Here is a 13,070-nt window from a genome sequence, read left to right on the forward strand (position 1 = left end):
ATGGGTGTGATGGCTTTTTTTTCTGATTTCAGACGTCGTAAAGATCGTTGGTGGCGCTATGGCATTCTGAAGCAAGCGTACCAGCAGGCTCAGCACGCTGAAGAGGCCAACGACCAATCGTTATCCCATGCCTTCAAACGCTTCGGCTATAAGGCGCCTCCTGGAGAACTCCTCGCTGTGTGGCAACGGCTTACGGAGGTTGGAGCGTTACGCTGCACCGCACTTTCGGAGCAAGCAATCACTGGTGTCGAGCGCGCAATAGCCGACTTGCCCGCCACCACGATCAATGCCATGGCCTGGCTCGACCTGTATCGCCTCGGGCTGGGTATCGGTCTTTTTTTGCCAGCGAACCGGTTTCGGGATAAAGCGATTGCGGCAATGCTGGTTCGGTCCCAGCAGGCCAGAGCCTCACTAAACGAGCTCACCGCGGGGTGCTATGCAGCGATCGAAACGGAAAATTACCAGCGCGCAAACGACTTGCTTGAGCGAATGAAGTCAAGAGGACTGGATCAGTCGCGCTACGATCAGGGCCGTTGGCTGCTGCAGTTGTTCAGTGCACAACCGACGCCAGGGGGGCATCATCGCAAGTTGGATGACACGACGGTGGATGCGGAGTTCCGAAAGGAGCTCCAAGGCAGAAATCTGGCCCTGGTAGGGCCGGTGGCAACCAAGGCCATGAATGGCTCAGAGATTGATGCCAACGACCTGGTCATCAAGTTTGGTTATCGGGGGGGCGATACCGGGAGAGATCCTGCCACTCAGGGTGAGAGGGTCGATATCAGCTACTACAACAACAAACAGGCTCAGCAGCTGTCCCAGATGCCATACACCGGGGTTCTCGCCTCTTTGCGTTGGGCCGTGTTTAACAATCACAAGGGCCGCTCGTTTTTTCCAAAAGAGCTGAATAGCGTTCGCCAACTGGCGTCGTTGCAGTGGCTGATGCCGGATACACATCTGAACGCCGGGCCCAATGCGGTTCTTGACCTTCTGCGTTTCGGACCGGGGTCGCTCAAGGTATTCAATACCGACATGATGTTGTCATCGGGGCGATTCGCAGGCTACAAAGCGCCGGATGAGAAACCGATCGACTACACGCGGTCCTTTATCAAGACGCACGACCCTGTGGTCCAGTTCCTGATCCTGAACCGTTTGTGGACGGTAGGGCACATATCCGGAGATGAACGGTTTGAGGCCGTAATGGCTATGGGGCTGGAACAGTACCTGTTGCAGTTGCAGGAGGCTTATGGTGCACGTAAGCAGGCGCTGATCTGATGGCCTCTGAAAGCGCAGGCAAGGTCGTGCCGGAGAATACTGTAGCTCCGGCAAACCATTTTCGTCAGGGGGCGTGGCGACTGGTGTCTTACCTCGGGGAGGCCGAGAGTCTTGCTCTGCTGTCAGTCATTGAACAGGGTGAAATGACTTTCACCCGGGTGTTTCGTGACAATCGCCGGACCTTGAGTGCCCGGATTGAGACGGATACCGACGGGGCGCTTATGCTCAAGGTTCCTCGCGCCCGGAATGGTCGACGTTGGGAGCGGATGCTTACCTTTTTTCGCGGCAGTGATGCGGTCCGATCGTTCCATCAGCTCGAGAAGATGAAAGCCATGGGCTTTGCAGCGCCCGATCCGGTCCTGGCGTGTGAGAAGCGTCAGTCGGGTGTGGTGGTCGATGCTTTCCTCTGTTATCGGTTTGTTGACGGTCGGCCGGCAGAGGCCGGTGACGCCGGTCTGGTTCTTGATGCCCTCAGAAGGCTTCACCGAGCTGGTTACCTGAGAACGGATGCTCAACGTGCCAATTTTCTGATGGATGGTGATCAGGTTGTGTTTATTGATTTCCGTCTCAAGCGACCGCGCTTTTTTGCGAGTCTTCAGAAAGCGAGAGAGCTGGATCGGTTCATCAGGAGCTGTCCGGAGGCCGCCGTGCATCTGACCGACCAGGAGAGGGCGTCCCTCTGGTTACGGCTCGCCCACAGGCTGGAGAACCTCAGTTTTGCAATACGGGAATCCAAGCGCGATATACGCCGGAAGAAGCAGCAATAAGGCCAAGGTCGGCCAGCGACCCCCTGAATCTCAGCCAAGGCAGGATCAATGAAAAAAACCGTTATGTTTTGCCCGTCCAAAGTCTGGGGTGGTATCGAGAAAAATGTTCGCTTGCGGGCCCGGCTCCTGGGGGAGCAGGGAGTGGCCGTTTACGTCGTGTTACTGAAAGGTTTTTTTGAAGACCGTTTTCAGGACCTTGATAACGTGACGGTGATAGAGGTGGGCTCCAGGGGAGGGGATTTTAACCTTTTTGTAGTTGCCAACTACGTGAGAATTCTGAAGCGAATCCGGCCGGACGCCGTCTTTTCAGCTCTGAAAAAAGACTGGTGGCTGGTTACCCTCTCGTCGAAATTGGCGGGTGTTGAACGCGTCATCCTCTATCTGGGCATTGCCCGTCGCGTTAAAAGTCCGGTCAAGTTCTTTCTGATCTTTCGAATCATGAACGCCATTTTGATGGTGAACAGTAACTCATTGCGGGACGCCATGCTTCGGCACCGGCGGTTATTCAGTCCCGAGCGGGTCTGCCGCGTTTACAATGGCTTTGATCTGCCGCCGATAGAGGGAACGCAGCTTTCGATCAGGCAAACGCTAGGTCTGTCCGAAGACAGCATCATTGTCGGATGCGCCGGTCGATTCAGTCCGCAGAAGGGTTTTGACCTTTTGCCCGAAGTGGTGGCCCGCCTGCCTGAACATGTTCATGTTGTGCACGTGGGCGAGGGAGAGTTTGAGGTCCAGATCAAATCCGCCATCCAGGCACGCCCGGAATCCGGCCGCATTCATTTTCTGGGCTATCAGGCCGATATGCCCGCGTACTTTCGAAGTATTGATCTTTTTCTTCTTTGCTCCCGCAATGAAGGAATGGCAAACGTTCTGAATGAGGCCATGAGTCTTGGCGTACCGGTTGTTTCGACGAGGGTCCCCGGTAGTGAAGAGTTGTTGGATCACGGACGTTATGGTGTTCTGGTGAACATTGATGACGTAGACGCGATGGCGAACGGCATCCGGCGAATCCTTGACGGAGAGCTCAGTTTCGAGAGAGAGGCGTTGCGCGCCCACATTGCTGAGGAGTTCGGGATGGATCGCATGCTGAAAGAAACCCGGGAGTTGTTCTTTGGCGCTTAAATATCGAATACGGGCCCTCAGGACCGATACCTTGAATCGTTTACGTTATGGGCCAGGTGCACCAAGGTATGCGGAACGGGTGTGGATAGACCCTCGCCAGTGCTCGCAGTACATCGAGGCCGCTGATCTTGCCAGGCGAATGGGAACGGGCTCGCGGCAGTTATCGGGGCGGGTCGTCCGCGATTGGCCCGAGGATCTCCTGCAATCCTTTGATTCTCATCCTAAGCTTACCTATTGCTGGGCACACTGGCGCGACGGAAAAACCTGGGAAGAGGCCGGCGCCATTGAGTTCATGATGAGCCGGATTCGGGTTTCACCAACTGGCGTTACCGATAAATGTCGAACCCGTGAGGATGTCATACAGCGGTTTGAAACTCTGGAGCAGATCTGGATCGCGTCTCGGCAGCAAGGGTATCTTGCCTCGCAAGCACAGTTGGAACCCGACAACTTCCGCGAGGTCGGTGGTGTGCTGATGCACCTGGGACCGGGTGGGGAACCGGTCTTTTCGGGCGCTGGTTGTCACCGGTTTGCCATTGCCATGCTGCTCGATAGTCCCTTCCCTGCTCAGTTGGGCTGTGTGCACATTTCAGCCATTCCGGTGTTGCAGAGACTGCGGTCCAACAGCTAACAGAACGGCTTGTTGTAGCTATGAATAGGACGAGTTCAGACATGATGAACATGACGTGCTACAAAACCTGGGTATTCGACTGCGATGGCGTGGTTCTGGACTCCAATCGCATCAAAACGGATGCGTTTTTTCGAGCGGCCGAACCCTATGGTGCTCATTATGCGCGGCAATTGGTCGACTACCATGTAAAAAACGGGGGGATTTCCCGGTACATCAAGTTCCAGTATTTCATGACCGGGATTCTGGGTCGTGAGTCCGTGGATGAAGCGGAGCTGAGCCACCTGTTGTCGACCTACGCTGAGTATGTGAAGCAGGGATTATTATCCTGCGATGTCGCCCCGGGAATTGATCGGTTGCGACAGCTGACAAAGGACTCAAACTGGCTGATCGTCTCCGGTGGAGATCAGGTGGAATTGCGCTCGGTATTCAGTCAGCGCGGGCTGGACCATCTGTTCGATGGAGGTATCTATGGCAGTCCGGATACGAAGGACGAGATACTTAGCCGCCTCAAGGTCGAGCGTGTTATTGGCGAGCCGGCCATTTTTGTTGGTGATAGTCAGTACGATATCGAAGCGGCCGGGCGCGCGAGCCTGGATTTCATTTTCGTCAGCGACTGGAGCGAGTCGAGTTTTGACTTCAGGGACGCCGACATGACGCTTGGATCCATCGCCGCAATTGCGGACCAGTTCTAGCTGGTTCGGTGTATTCCCACTTTTGCTTTGGTCATCGCCTGTGAAACAAACCGACAATCACTCTAATACGCGTCTGATTATTCTCGGAGCGGGGAAGCCGTTCAAAGGCGAACAGCACAGCGTGCTTCGGGGAACCACTGGCCGCCGCCGGGTTCTGGACTGGTTGCTTCACGCGATGCGAGGTCTGAACCCTCAGACGCATTTCGTGGGTGGCTACCAACTGGAGGCGGTGGTTGAGCGTTATCCGGACCTGCACTACTCATTGAATCCCCATTGGGAAACCACGGGCGCAGCGGCCTCGTTACTGGAAGCGCCACTGGATGCGCAGCATACCCATTATGTATCGTACGCGGACATTCTGTTCCGTGATTCAGCCGTCGATGCATTGGCAGCCTTGCAGACCGAGATTGCGATACTGGTGGATTCCAATTGGCGTAGCCGCTACGAGGGCCGATCCCGGGAGGATATGGCCCGGTGTGAAAAGGTTAACCTTCACGGCGGCATGGTCACAAGACTCGGCCGAGATATCCCGGAAGAGCTGGCCGACGCGGAGTTTGTTGGTCTGGTGCGGTTATCGGGTGGTGTGGCTGATTATCTGGCGGATACTGCGGCCATACCGGAGTCCTTGAAATCTGGTAGTTTGAGTCAGTTGCTTGAGTATCTGCGTATTCGCGGGTTCCCAATTGCCGCTGTGGACGTGGCTGGTGAATGGGCCGAGATGAATGACGCCAATGATTTGAGCCGGTTCGTTTTGGGTACCAAGGCTCAGACGTTGTATCGATTACAGGGCGTTGTCACCCGCAGTCGAATTGAGGATCAGGTCAGTTTCACCGTCGCGGACTGGCTGGAAGGCTCGACGGATGTTCTGGCCGACATCGAAACGGAGTTGGCGGCATATTCCCGTTTGGTGGTACGAAGCAGTGCCCTGTCTGAGGATGGCTTCGGAGTGTCCAACGCCGGCGCGTACACCAGTATTCTGAATGTGGAGCGGGCAAATAAGGAGGCACTGCGTTCTGCGGTTGAGGAGGTGATCGCGTCCTACCCGGATGGTCATCCGGAGAATCAGGTGCTGGTCCAACCGATGCTGGAGCGGGTTATTGCCAGTGGCGTCGCCTTTACCAAAACGCTTTCCTCCGGCGCCCCCTACTATGTTGTGAACTATGACGATACCACCCGCAGCACGGAGTCGATCACCAGTGGCTCGAGTCGGGAGCACAAAACTCTGGTTGTCCGCCGGACTGCGCCCGAAGACGGGCTTTGCATACCCGATAACCTGGCGGGATTGCTCCCGGCGTTGCGGGAAGTGGAAGATCTTCTGGATTTTGACTCTCTTGATATCGAATTTGCGATCACGGAGGGTGGAAGTATTCACATCCTTCAGGTCCGTCCGATTGCTGTCCAGCATGAACTGAATCCGGATGACTTCCAGGATGGTTACCTGAAAGCAGCCGTGGCGCGTTTCCGCGAGCTGCAGTGTCCGGGGCCTTTCGTGCTGGGTCGAAACGGTGTTTTTGGCGTCATGCCCGACTGGAATCCGGCGGAAATCATTGGTACCCGGCCGGGGCGTCTGGCGTCCAGTCTTTACCGATATCTGATTCTTGATGATGTCTGGGCGACTCAAAGGGCGGAATACGGATACCGGGACGTCAGACCGCAACCGTTGTTACAGATGTTTGCAGGCCACCCCTACGTTGACGTGCGTGCCAGCTTCAACTCATTTATCCCCGCTACCGTGCCCGATGGCCTGGCGGAACGGCTCGTCGATTTCTATCTGGGTTGGTTGAGGCAGCATCCGCACCTGCACGACAAGGTGGAATTTGATGTGGTGCCTACCTGTTATGCGCTGGACTTTGAGCGTTGGCGTGAGCGCCTTGCCGTTGAGGGGGAATTCCAGCCGCAGGAGATTGAGCAACTGGCTGAAGGCCTTCGAGCCATAACGGCCGGTGCCGTTGCCCGCACCGATGGAGATTTACGTCTGGTTGCGGAGGCCGAGGCCAGATTCGACCGTTTTGATTGTCAGCCGAAGCCCAGCCTTGATCTTGTGTTTGCACTTCTCGAGGAGTGCCGACGTTATGGAACTTTGGTATTTGCCCATCTTGCGAGGAGTGGCTTTGTGGCGGTGACGTTGCTGAGGTCCGCTGTTCGTAATGGCGTGTTATCCCAGGCCGCCGTAGACGAATTCATGAATTCGATCCGCACGGTGTCGCACCAGTTTACCGACGATATGGCCAGTGTTGCGCAGAAGCGAATGCCTTTTGCAGAGTTGGTGTCTCGGTACGGGCATCTTCGGCCGGGAACCTATGACATCACTTCTGCCTGTTACGGGGAGAACCCGGAGCAATATCTGGCGCCTGCCGTGGCGCGTGCGGAATTGGCGGAGCTCGGACATGGCGACGAGTCACCTATGGGTGCCTGGAATGAGGAGAGGGCCGCTTTTGCGAGCGCGATGGCATCGGTTGGGCTGCCGTCGGATGTTGATGTTCTTGAGCGTTTTTTGCGGGGTGCCATCGAAGGCCGTGAACGGGCTAAATTTGTGTTTACGCGCCATTTGTCACTGGCGATTGAGTGTCTTGCCCGTGTTGGTGCGGAGTATGGCCTTGGCAGAGAGCAGGTTGCCGGGATTCCGCTGGAGGCGTTCGCAACGCTGCGCGCCGGGCAGGTTGGAGGGGCCGACAGAGGCAGCTGGCTGACTTTGCGAGCGGAAGAAGGCGAGCAAGCAGCCCGAGCTGCGGCAATGATTGAATTGCCGCCGTTGTTGTTCTCGGAGGCTGACTTTTATTCTTTTGTCTATTCTGAGAGCCACGCCAATTTCGTCGGAAAGCAGCGGGTGGTCGCCGAGTGCGTCGATCTCCGTAACGTTTCCAATGAGAAGGGAGCAATCCTGGAAGGCAAGGTAGCGCTCATCCCTCAGGCGGATCCGGGCTATGACTGGTTGTTCGGCCACGGGATTGCAGGACTGATTACGATGTACGGCGGTGCAAACTCCCATATGGCCATTCGTGCGGCGGAGTTTGGTCTGCCAGCTGCCATTGGTGTAGGGGAGGGTAAATACGCGGCGCTCGCCAAGGCTGACGTTCTGGAGTTGGACCCTGTCAACAAGCGTATCGAGGTGATTCGATAACATGAGAATCGGCATCACTCAGAGGGTAGAGGTGGTCGCCTCTTATGGCGAGCGCCGGGATTGCCTGGATCAGCAATGGTTCCTGTTTATGGAAGCGCTGGGCTATACGCCCATACCGATTCCCAATCGGCTTGACGATGTTCAACGTTGGGTCCGGGCTGCAGGAATCGAAGGCTTGATACTGTCTGGAGGGAACGATCTGACGCATCTGCCTGGTGCCGTGAACACCGCGCCAGAACGTGATCAACTGGAGGTGGAGTTGCTGTCATGGGCTCACGAGAATGAAGTGCCGGTTATCGGTGTGTGCCGAGGCTTGCAGATAATGAATGTCTGGCTGGGCGGCGATCTGGTGCCTGTGGAGGGCCATGTGGCCGTTCGGCATCCTCTGGTATCCAGCTCAGAGGCAAAGGTCTGTTTTCAGCAGTGCACGGAAGTGAACAGTTACCATGGCTGGGGGATTGCCAGCAATGGCCTGGCTGGAGCCCTGACGCCTCAGTGTTATAGCCCCGAGGGGCATGTTGAGGCCTTCCTGCATAATCGACTGGCCTGGGCGGGTATCATGTGGCACCCAGAGCGCGAGTCGACATTCAGCGACGCTGACAGCCGTTTGTTTAATCATATTCTCCGAGGTGAAGCATGCGAACACTGATACTGGCTGCAGGCCAGGGAACCCGGTTGCGGCCTTATACGGAAGACCGCCCTAAATGCATGGTTGCTCTTGCTGGTGTTCCGCTGCTGCACCGTCAGATGGCTGCGATGAGGCAATGTGGCATTACGGATGGCATCACGGTCATTGGAGGTTACCGATCCGGCGATCTGGATACGCTCGGGGCTGGTCTCGTGATTAACCCGGAGTATGCCTCAACCAACATGGTTCGCACGTTGTTCTGTGCTCAAGACCAGATGGTACCCGGTGAGGATCTGGTCATCAGTTACGGTGACATTATCTACGAGCCAGGCGTTTTTCAATCGCTACTGGATTGCGAGGCGCCTGTGTGTCTTGCCGCTGATCGTGAATGGCGCAGACTCTGGCAGTTGAGGATGGATGAGCCACTTGATGACGCTGAGACTTTCCGTATGAACGAGAAGGGACTTGTCATCGAGTTGGGTAAAAAGCCGGAAAGTTACGATCAGGTCGAGGCCCAGTATATGGGGCTGATCAAGGTTCGCGCAGACCACGTCCAGGCTTTCAAGGATGCTTTTCTGGCACTGGACCGGTCCCGTTTATACGACGGTAAAGACTTCGACAACATGTATATGACCAGCTTTATTCAGCACCTGATTGATACAGGCTGGCCGGTCAAAGCCTGTCTTGTTTCCAATGGCTGGCTGGAGGTCGATACAGCAGAGGAGCTGGAAGCCTATTCTGAAATGGCGGCGGATGGCCGCCTTGATTCTTACTGCAAACTGTCCAGTTGATGGCGTAGTTGATAAAGCTCGTCCACCAGGTTCTGGTATGGGGCGAGCATGGTCTGAATAGCCTCGGTCTGACCAATTCCGATATTCAGAACGGATTTGCTTGGATCAAAGGGCGCTGAGGACGTTTGCGATTCTGGCAGGCTGAGAAAGGCGCAGAGCCTTTGTGCTTCCGAGCCGTGGTCTTTTACGAAACTTTCAAAATTGACCAGCAGTATCTGCTCGCGGCCAAGTTGGTCTGCCAAGGCTCTCAGGCTTTTTATTTTGGCCCGAATACCCGTTAGTACGTAGGAAATATCGTCTTTTTCATCATCGTTGAACGCGGGATCGGACTTCCGTTTTCCGATTTTTCCTTGCCGAACCACTTCCGCAAACTGGTCCACCGGGTCGCGATGAACAACAATCAATCTGTACGGTTGGAAGACGGCTGGCCAGATATGCTCGTGTTTACCTACCCAGATCGGCTGATTCCAGACAATCGCGGGTTTTCCGCCAGCCTGGGCTAGCCCCACGGCTTGCAGCCAGTTGTTCCAGACTGTGGTGTCGGTGTGGTTGCCGTTGTTGCCAAGATGACGTCGGTATTTGCCAAGATACTCCAGTTTTAACCGGTTATGCCCGACTTGTTCTTTCAAAGGCATGGATGCCTGCGCTTTGCCTTTTGCTGCTTTCAACTGGGCGGCTGGAAGTTTTCCAAGACGGGTTTCCAGCCACATGCCCCTGGCCAACCATTTTGCACGCTGAGCAGTTGGTGCCTCCAGCATCGAGCCAATACGGCCGCTGCGCTTGAAATCCGTAAATTCTCCACGGGGTACGAAGCAATCTGGATGGCCCTTAAGATAGTCGACCACAGCCCCTGAGCCGGACCAGTAAATGCCGGCTACCAAGATATTGAGCGGATTGGAGTATTCAGTCATAGGCATTCTTCACAGTCTGGAATCGGGGGCGTCAAGAAAGGCGGCCACGACCACCTCACTACGAAACGGTGCCAGCCATTCAGGTTCTACGATAATCGGCAGCTTCTGTGTTACCGCTGACAGTCCATTGGCCAGCCCCTCTACCGTTCTCGGCGTCAGGTAGGCTTCAAGATCTCCCCGGAATACGTCGCGAACGCCACCACGGCTCTCGACCGCCATAATGGGCGTGCCACAGGCCAGGGCTTCGGTCAGCACAATTCCAAGACCTTCGTATTCAGACGCGAGCACGAAGAGGTCGGCATTTTTCATCCAGGGATAGGGATTCTTACGCTTGCCTGCAAATAACACTCGATCGTGGATACCAAGTTCTTTGGCCTTGTCTTCGAGCTCGCTGCGCAGAGGCCCTTCCCCGACAATCACAAGTTTGTGGCTGATTCCTGACCGGGCATAGGCTTCCAATAGCAGCGCATGGCCCTTCTGGGGCACCAGGCGCGCCACATTCAGAATGTAGGGCGCGGTGGGAATATCCGGATCGGCCTCACCAGCCAGTGTCTCGATCTGTCCGATCGGACAAGGGTTGGTGATTACCCGAAGGCTGGCGGGCTGAATGCTGCCTTTTTCGAAGGCCTCAAGGGCCGAGTCCATGACGCCGGACGACACGCAGGCCAGGTGACGGCGGTGGAACACCAGCTTCCACTCCAGCTTTTTCTGCCAGAGTGGCCGGTCGTAATGAATGACGTTTTCAAGAACGTAGACACAACGCTCGTCCCGAAACGACCAGAAATATTTGAAGGTGCCCAGTCCACGGAAAATGATTCGGTCGAACCGGCCGTGCTGCTTTTCCAGGGCGCGGATGTGGCGTTTCAGCAGCCAGCCACTGAGCCAGCCAACCCACATGAAGTGGGAGCGTGGGAGCAGGACGCCAAACAGCAGCCGGGATAACAGAAATACCGGAATGCCAATAATCGACTTCATCAAGGCCTGAAACTGATCAAAGTAATGCAGTTTCACGCCCGGGTTGGCAGGCGCCAGGTCATTGGGGTGATTCCGGCAAGAAAGCAGATGGCTTTCATGGCCTTCCCCGGCAAAAGCATCGGCCAGATTGACCGCGACGCGTTCCATGCCGCCCATTTTCAGACTGTGGATAACAACCAGTGTTCTCATGCCGGTTGCTTCTTCTTGATGCCATTTTCGGCCCAGAAGGTCTTGTTATCCTTCACGGCTTTCCGGATGGCCCGGTTTCTGGCCCAGATCTCGGGTTTTGAATAGCCCCGGGCATGATCCAGATGCAGGCACACCGTGCTGTATCGAATCTGCATGGATTTGTGGCCATAGTTCCACAGACGCTCCCCCAGCTCGCGGTCCAGGCCACCATACTGCATGTCTTCGTTGAAACCGTTCACCGCAATCAGATCTTTGGTCCAGGTGGAGCTGTTCATGCCATTCCAGCTTGCGGCTGCAGGGGTAATCCGGTTCATAAAACGACGGAACCCGCGTGAAGAGGAAAGTTTCCAGAGTTTGTGGTTTTTGGGTTGGCCGTGGGCAACCAGCCACTGGGGCTTGAAGATTTCACCGGAGCGAATGTCATTGTCGGTGATGGCCTCGGATACCGGCATGGTCAGCTTGATGTAACCGCCGGAAAGAAAGTAACCGGGCCGGGCCAGATCGTGATGGGTCTGAATGAAATCCGGTTCGGGAATGCAGTCGCCGTCGGTAAAGATCAGGTAGTCGCACTCAGTTTCACGGATGGCTTTGTTGAGAATCTGACACTTTCGGAACCCGTCGTCTTCGTGCCATACGTGATCGATCGTGAGAATGCCGCGGGCTTTGAAGGTATCAATCAGTTCTTTTGTCTCATCGGCCGAACCATCGTCCGCAATTATGACACGGAATGACTTGAAGCTCTGGCATTCATAGCCAGTGAGCACTTTGCTAAGCCAGAGGGGGGAGTTGTAGGTGGTAATCACCACACCAATGGAATTTGGAGACATAAGATACCAGTGCCCGAGCCGTCAGATTGAAACGGGCCCTAGTATACACTTGCTCCGGCCTGGATGCCTGTCAGGGGTTTTTCAGATCTGCCCGGACAACCTCAGATAGCGATCGATAACCAGAAGCGAGATCAGCCGCTCATGGTTGTGATTACTGAACCTCGCCGCATGTTGTCGGGCGTTTGTGATAATGCGTTTTGCTTCCGAAGGGTGCTCACGGTAGTAGGTGACCTTCTGCTCAAGATCGGAAAAATCATCCTTGAGCTGGACGTAATGGATGTCTGGCTGCAGGGTGCCTTCCATAAACCAGGTTTCAAATCTCGGCCGCCGCATCAGGCACAGAGAGTTCGATGCCATGATCCATTTCAGGTTGGTGGCAACGTCGATACCTTCCACACTAACGATGAACTGATGCTCGAGTTGCTCCGGGATGGTCATGAAAGGCTTGTGATAGGCCTGCAATGCGGGCTCTTTGTGGCGCACACATCCGATATCGCAAAGTTGGCTGTCGGCCCATTTTCGGGCGAAAGCAATGCGTTCCGGGTGATTGGATTTTCCCCGCCAGACAGCCGTGGGGTGTTTATCTTCGAAGGCGAGCTTATCGTCTACCTTGACGTAGTGGCGAACAGTATTGAGTTTCAGGAGCACGGAGTGCGCGTTGGTATCGTTAGCGGTGATTGGCCGGCTTTTAACGAAACGGGGATGCTCGGGTATGCGGGTAACATCGCCTAACTGATAGGCAACCCTGGCGTCCCGTGGAAAGTAACGAATCACGTTACGAAGGTCAAAGTAATAGGCACTGCTTTTATTGCGCGGTGAAAACAAGCGGATGGGCTCGGCATCGGGCGCCGGTGCGAAGGTTTGGTGTAAACGGTTGTAGTAACGAACCCGGGCCATGATGTCCGCTCGGATGCTTGGCGTCAGGCTTTCCAGCTCAGACATAAGGCGGTCACGTTGCTGTGACCACCACGCCCAGGGCAGAGCGCCGGACAACGCGTTGGCGGCATAGAAGCCGGCTTTGTGCAACCGATTGGGGCGGGCGTTCTGCTTTGCCATACAACCTTCCTGAATACCGGACGAGAAATGTATGGCAATAAGTTGTAATCAAGCCCCATGTCATCCGGGTGACGATTCTGTGGCAATTCGA

12 protein-coding genes are annotated in these 13,070 nt (G+C 55.4%); 8 read left to right on the forward strand and 4 right to left on the reverse strand.

Annotated features, from left to right (window positions below):
• The first annotated feature begins 9 nt into the window (after window positions 1-9).
• The 8 genes from ACF8YQ_RS02875 to ACF8YQ_RS02910 are packed head-to-tail and all read left to right on the forward strand — an operon-like array spanning window position 10 to window position 9,021.
• Window positions 10-1,272 carry a hypothetical protein gene (locus ACF8YQ_RS02875; RefSeq protein WP_396622540.1) on the forward strand — a complete coding sequence of 421 codons (1,263 nt, stop codon included), beginning with the start codon at window positions 10-12 and terminating at the stop codon, window positions 1,270-1,272.
• Entirely contained in the window at window positions 1,272-2,039 is a 768-nt protein-coding gene (locus ACF8YQ_RS02880) for a lipopolysaccharide core heptose(II) kinase RfaY (protein ID WP_014420531.1), read from the forward strand. The genes ACF8YQ_RS02875 and ACF8YQ_RS02880 overlap by 1 nt, the downstream gene beginning before the upstream one ends.
• A gap of 48 nt (window positions 2,040-2,087) precedes the next feature.
• Window positions 2,088-3,161, forward strand: a complete 1,074-nt coding sequence (locus ACF8YQ_RS02885; RefSeq protein WP_396622541.1) for a glycosyltransferase — start codon at window positions 2,088-2,090, stop codon at window positions 3,159-3,161.
• A gap of 31 nt (window positions 3,162-3,192) precedes the next feature.
• On the forward strand, window positions 3,193-3,789 hold the full coding sequence (locus ACF8YQ_RS02890; protein ID WP_396622542.1) for a hypothetical protein: 597 nt from the start codon (window positions 3,193-3,195) through the stop codon (window positions 3,787-3,789).
• A gap of 41 nt (window positions 3,790-3,830) precedes the next feature.
• On the forward strand, window positions 3,831-4,481 hold the full coding sequence (locus ACF8YQ_RS02895) for an HAD family hydrolase (protein WP_396622543.1): 651 nt from the start codon (window positions 3,831-3,833) through the stop codon (window positions 4,479-4,481).
• Between the two features lie 40 nt (window positions 4,482-4,521).
• Complete coding sequence (locus ACF8YQ_RS02900) at window positions 4,522-7,602, forward strand: PEP-utilizing enzyme (RefSeq protein ID WP_396622544.1); 3,081 nt, start codon at window positions 4,522-4,524, stop codon at window positions 7,600-7,602.
• Window position 7,603: 1 nt separating this feature from the next.
• A complete protein-coding gene (locus ACF8YQ_RS02905; protein WP_206855006.1) occupies window positions 7,604-8,251 on the forward strand; it encodes a gamma-glutamyl-gamma-aminobutyrate hydrolase family protein in 648 nt (215 codons plus the stop codon).
• Window positions 8,239-9,021 (forward strand): NTP transferase domain-containing protein, encoded by a 783-nt coding sequence (locus tag ACF8YQ_RS02910; protein ID WP_041654557.1) that lies wholly within the window; start codon window positions 8,239-8,241, stop codon window positions 9,019-9,021. Before ACF8YQ_RS02905 ends, ACF8YQ_RS02910 begins: the two co-directional genes overlap by 13 nt.
• Here ACF8YQ_RS02910 and ACF8YQ_RS02915 read toward each other — a convergent pair.
• The 4 genes from ACF8YQ_RS02915 to ACF8YQ_RS02930 all read right to left on the reverse strand — a co-directional run bounded on the left by ACF8YQ_RS02915 (window position 9,000) and on the right by ACF8YQ_RS02930 (window position 12,979).
• Window positions 9,000-9,932, reverse strand: a complete 933-nt coding sequence (locus tag ACF8YQ_RS02915) for a sulfotransferase (RefSeq protein ID WP_396622545.1) — start codon at window positions 9,930-9,932, stop codon at window positions 9,000-9,002. The two genes, ACF8YQ_RS02910 and ACF8YQ_RS02915, sit on opposite strands and share 22 nt — an antisense overlap.
• Window positions 9,933-9,941: 9 nt before the next feature.
• Window positions 9,942-11,096, reverse strand: coding sequence for a glycosyltransferase (locus ACF8YQ_RS02920; protein ID WP_224851243.1), 1,155 nt, complete (start codon window positions 11,094-11,096; stop codon window positions 9,942-9,944).
• Window positions 11,093-11,923, reverse strand: coding sequence for a glycosyltransferase family 2 protein (locus ACF8YQ_RS02925; RefSeq protein ID WP_224851244.1), 831 nt, complete (start codon window positions 11,921-11,923; stop codon window positions 11,093-11,095). The genes ACF8YQ_RS02920 and ACF8YQ_RS02925 overlap by 4 nt, the downstream gene beginning before the upstream one ends.
• Window positions 11,924-12,004: 81 nt before the next feature.
• Window positions 12,005-12,979, reverse strand: coding sequence for a glycosyl transferase family 90 (locus ACF8YQ_RS02930; RefSeq protein ID WP_396622546.1), 975 nt, complete (start codon window positions 12,977-12,979; stop codon window positions 12,005-12,007).
• Window positions 12,980-13,070: the final 91 nt, after the last annotated feature.

The sequence above is a fragment of the Marinobacter sp. W-8 genome (assembly GCF_044342215.1).
GTDB classification, from domain to species: Bacteria; Pseudomonadota; Gammaproteobacteria; order Pseudomonadales; family Oleiphilaceae; genus Marinobacter; species Marinobacter nauticus.

Bases quoted from the DNA above. Each gene is read 5' to 3' on its own strand.
- ACF8YQ_RS02875 (WP_396622540.1), top strand. From the start codon at position 10: ATGGCTTTTTTTTCTGATTTCAGACGTCGTAAAGATCGTTGGTGGCGC.
- ACF8YQ_RS02880 (WP_014420531.1), top strand. From the start codon at position 1,272: ATGGCCTCTGAAAGCGCAGGCAAGGTCGTGCCGGAGAATACTGTAGCT.
- ACF8YQ_RS02885 (WP_396622541.1), top strand. From the start codon at position 2,088: ATGAAAAAAACCGTTATGTTTTGCCCGTCCAAAGTCTGGGGTGGTATC.
- ACF8YQ_RS02895 (WP_396622543.1), top strand. From the start codon at position 3,831: ATGATGAACATGACGTGCTACAAAACCTGGGTATTCGACTGCGATGGC.
- ACF8YQ_RS02905 (WP_206855006.1), top strand. From the start codon at position 7,604: ATGAGAATCGGCATCACTCAGAGGGTAGAGGTGGTCGCCTCTTATGGC.
- ACF8YQ_RS02910 (WP_041654557.1), top strand. From the start codon at position 8,239: ATGCGAACACTGATACTGGCTGCAGGCCAGGGAACCCGGTTGCGGCCT.
- ACF8YQ_RS02915 (WP_396622545.1), bottom strand. From the start codon at position 9,932: ATGACTGAATACTCCAATCCGCTCAATATCTTGGTAGCCGGCATTTAC.
- ACF8YQ_RS02920 (WP_224851243.1), bottom strand. From the start codon at position 11,096: ATGAGAACACTGGTTGTTATCCACAGTCTGAAAATGGGCGGCATGGAA.
- ACF8YQ_RS02925 (WP_224851244.1), bottom strand. From the start codon at position 11,923: ATGTCTCCAAATTCCATTGGTGTGGTGATTACCACCTACAACTCCCCC.
- ACF8YQ_RS02930 (WP_396622546.1), bottom strand. From the start codon at position 12,979: ATGGCAAAGCAGAACGCCCGCCCCAATCGGTTGCACAAAGCCGGCTTC.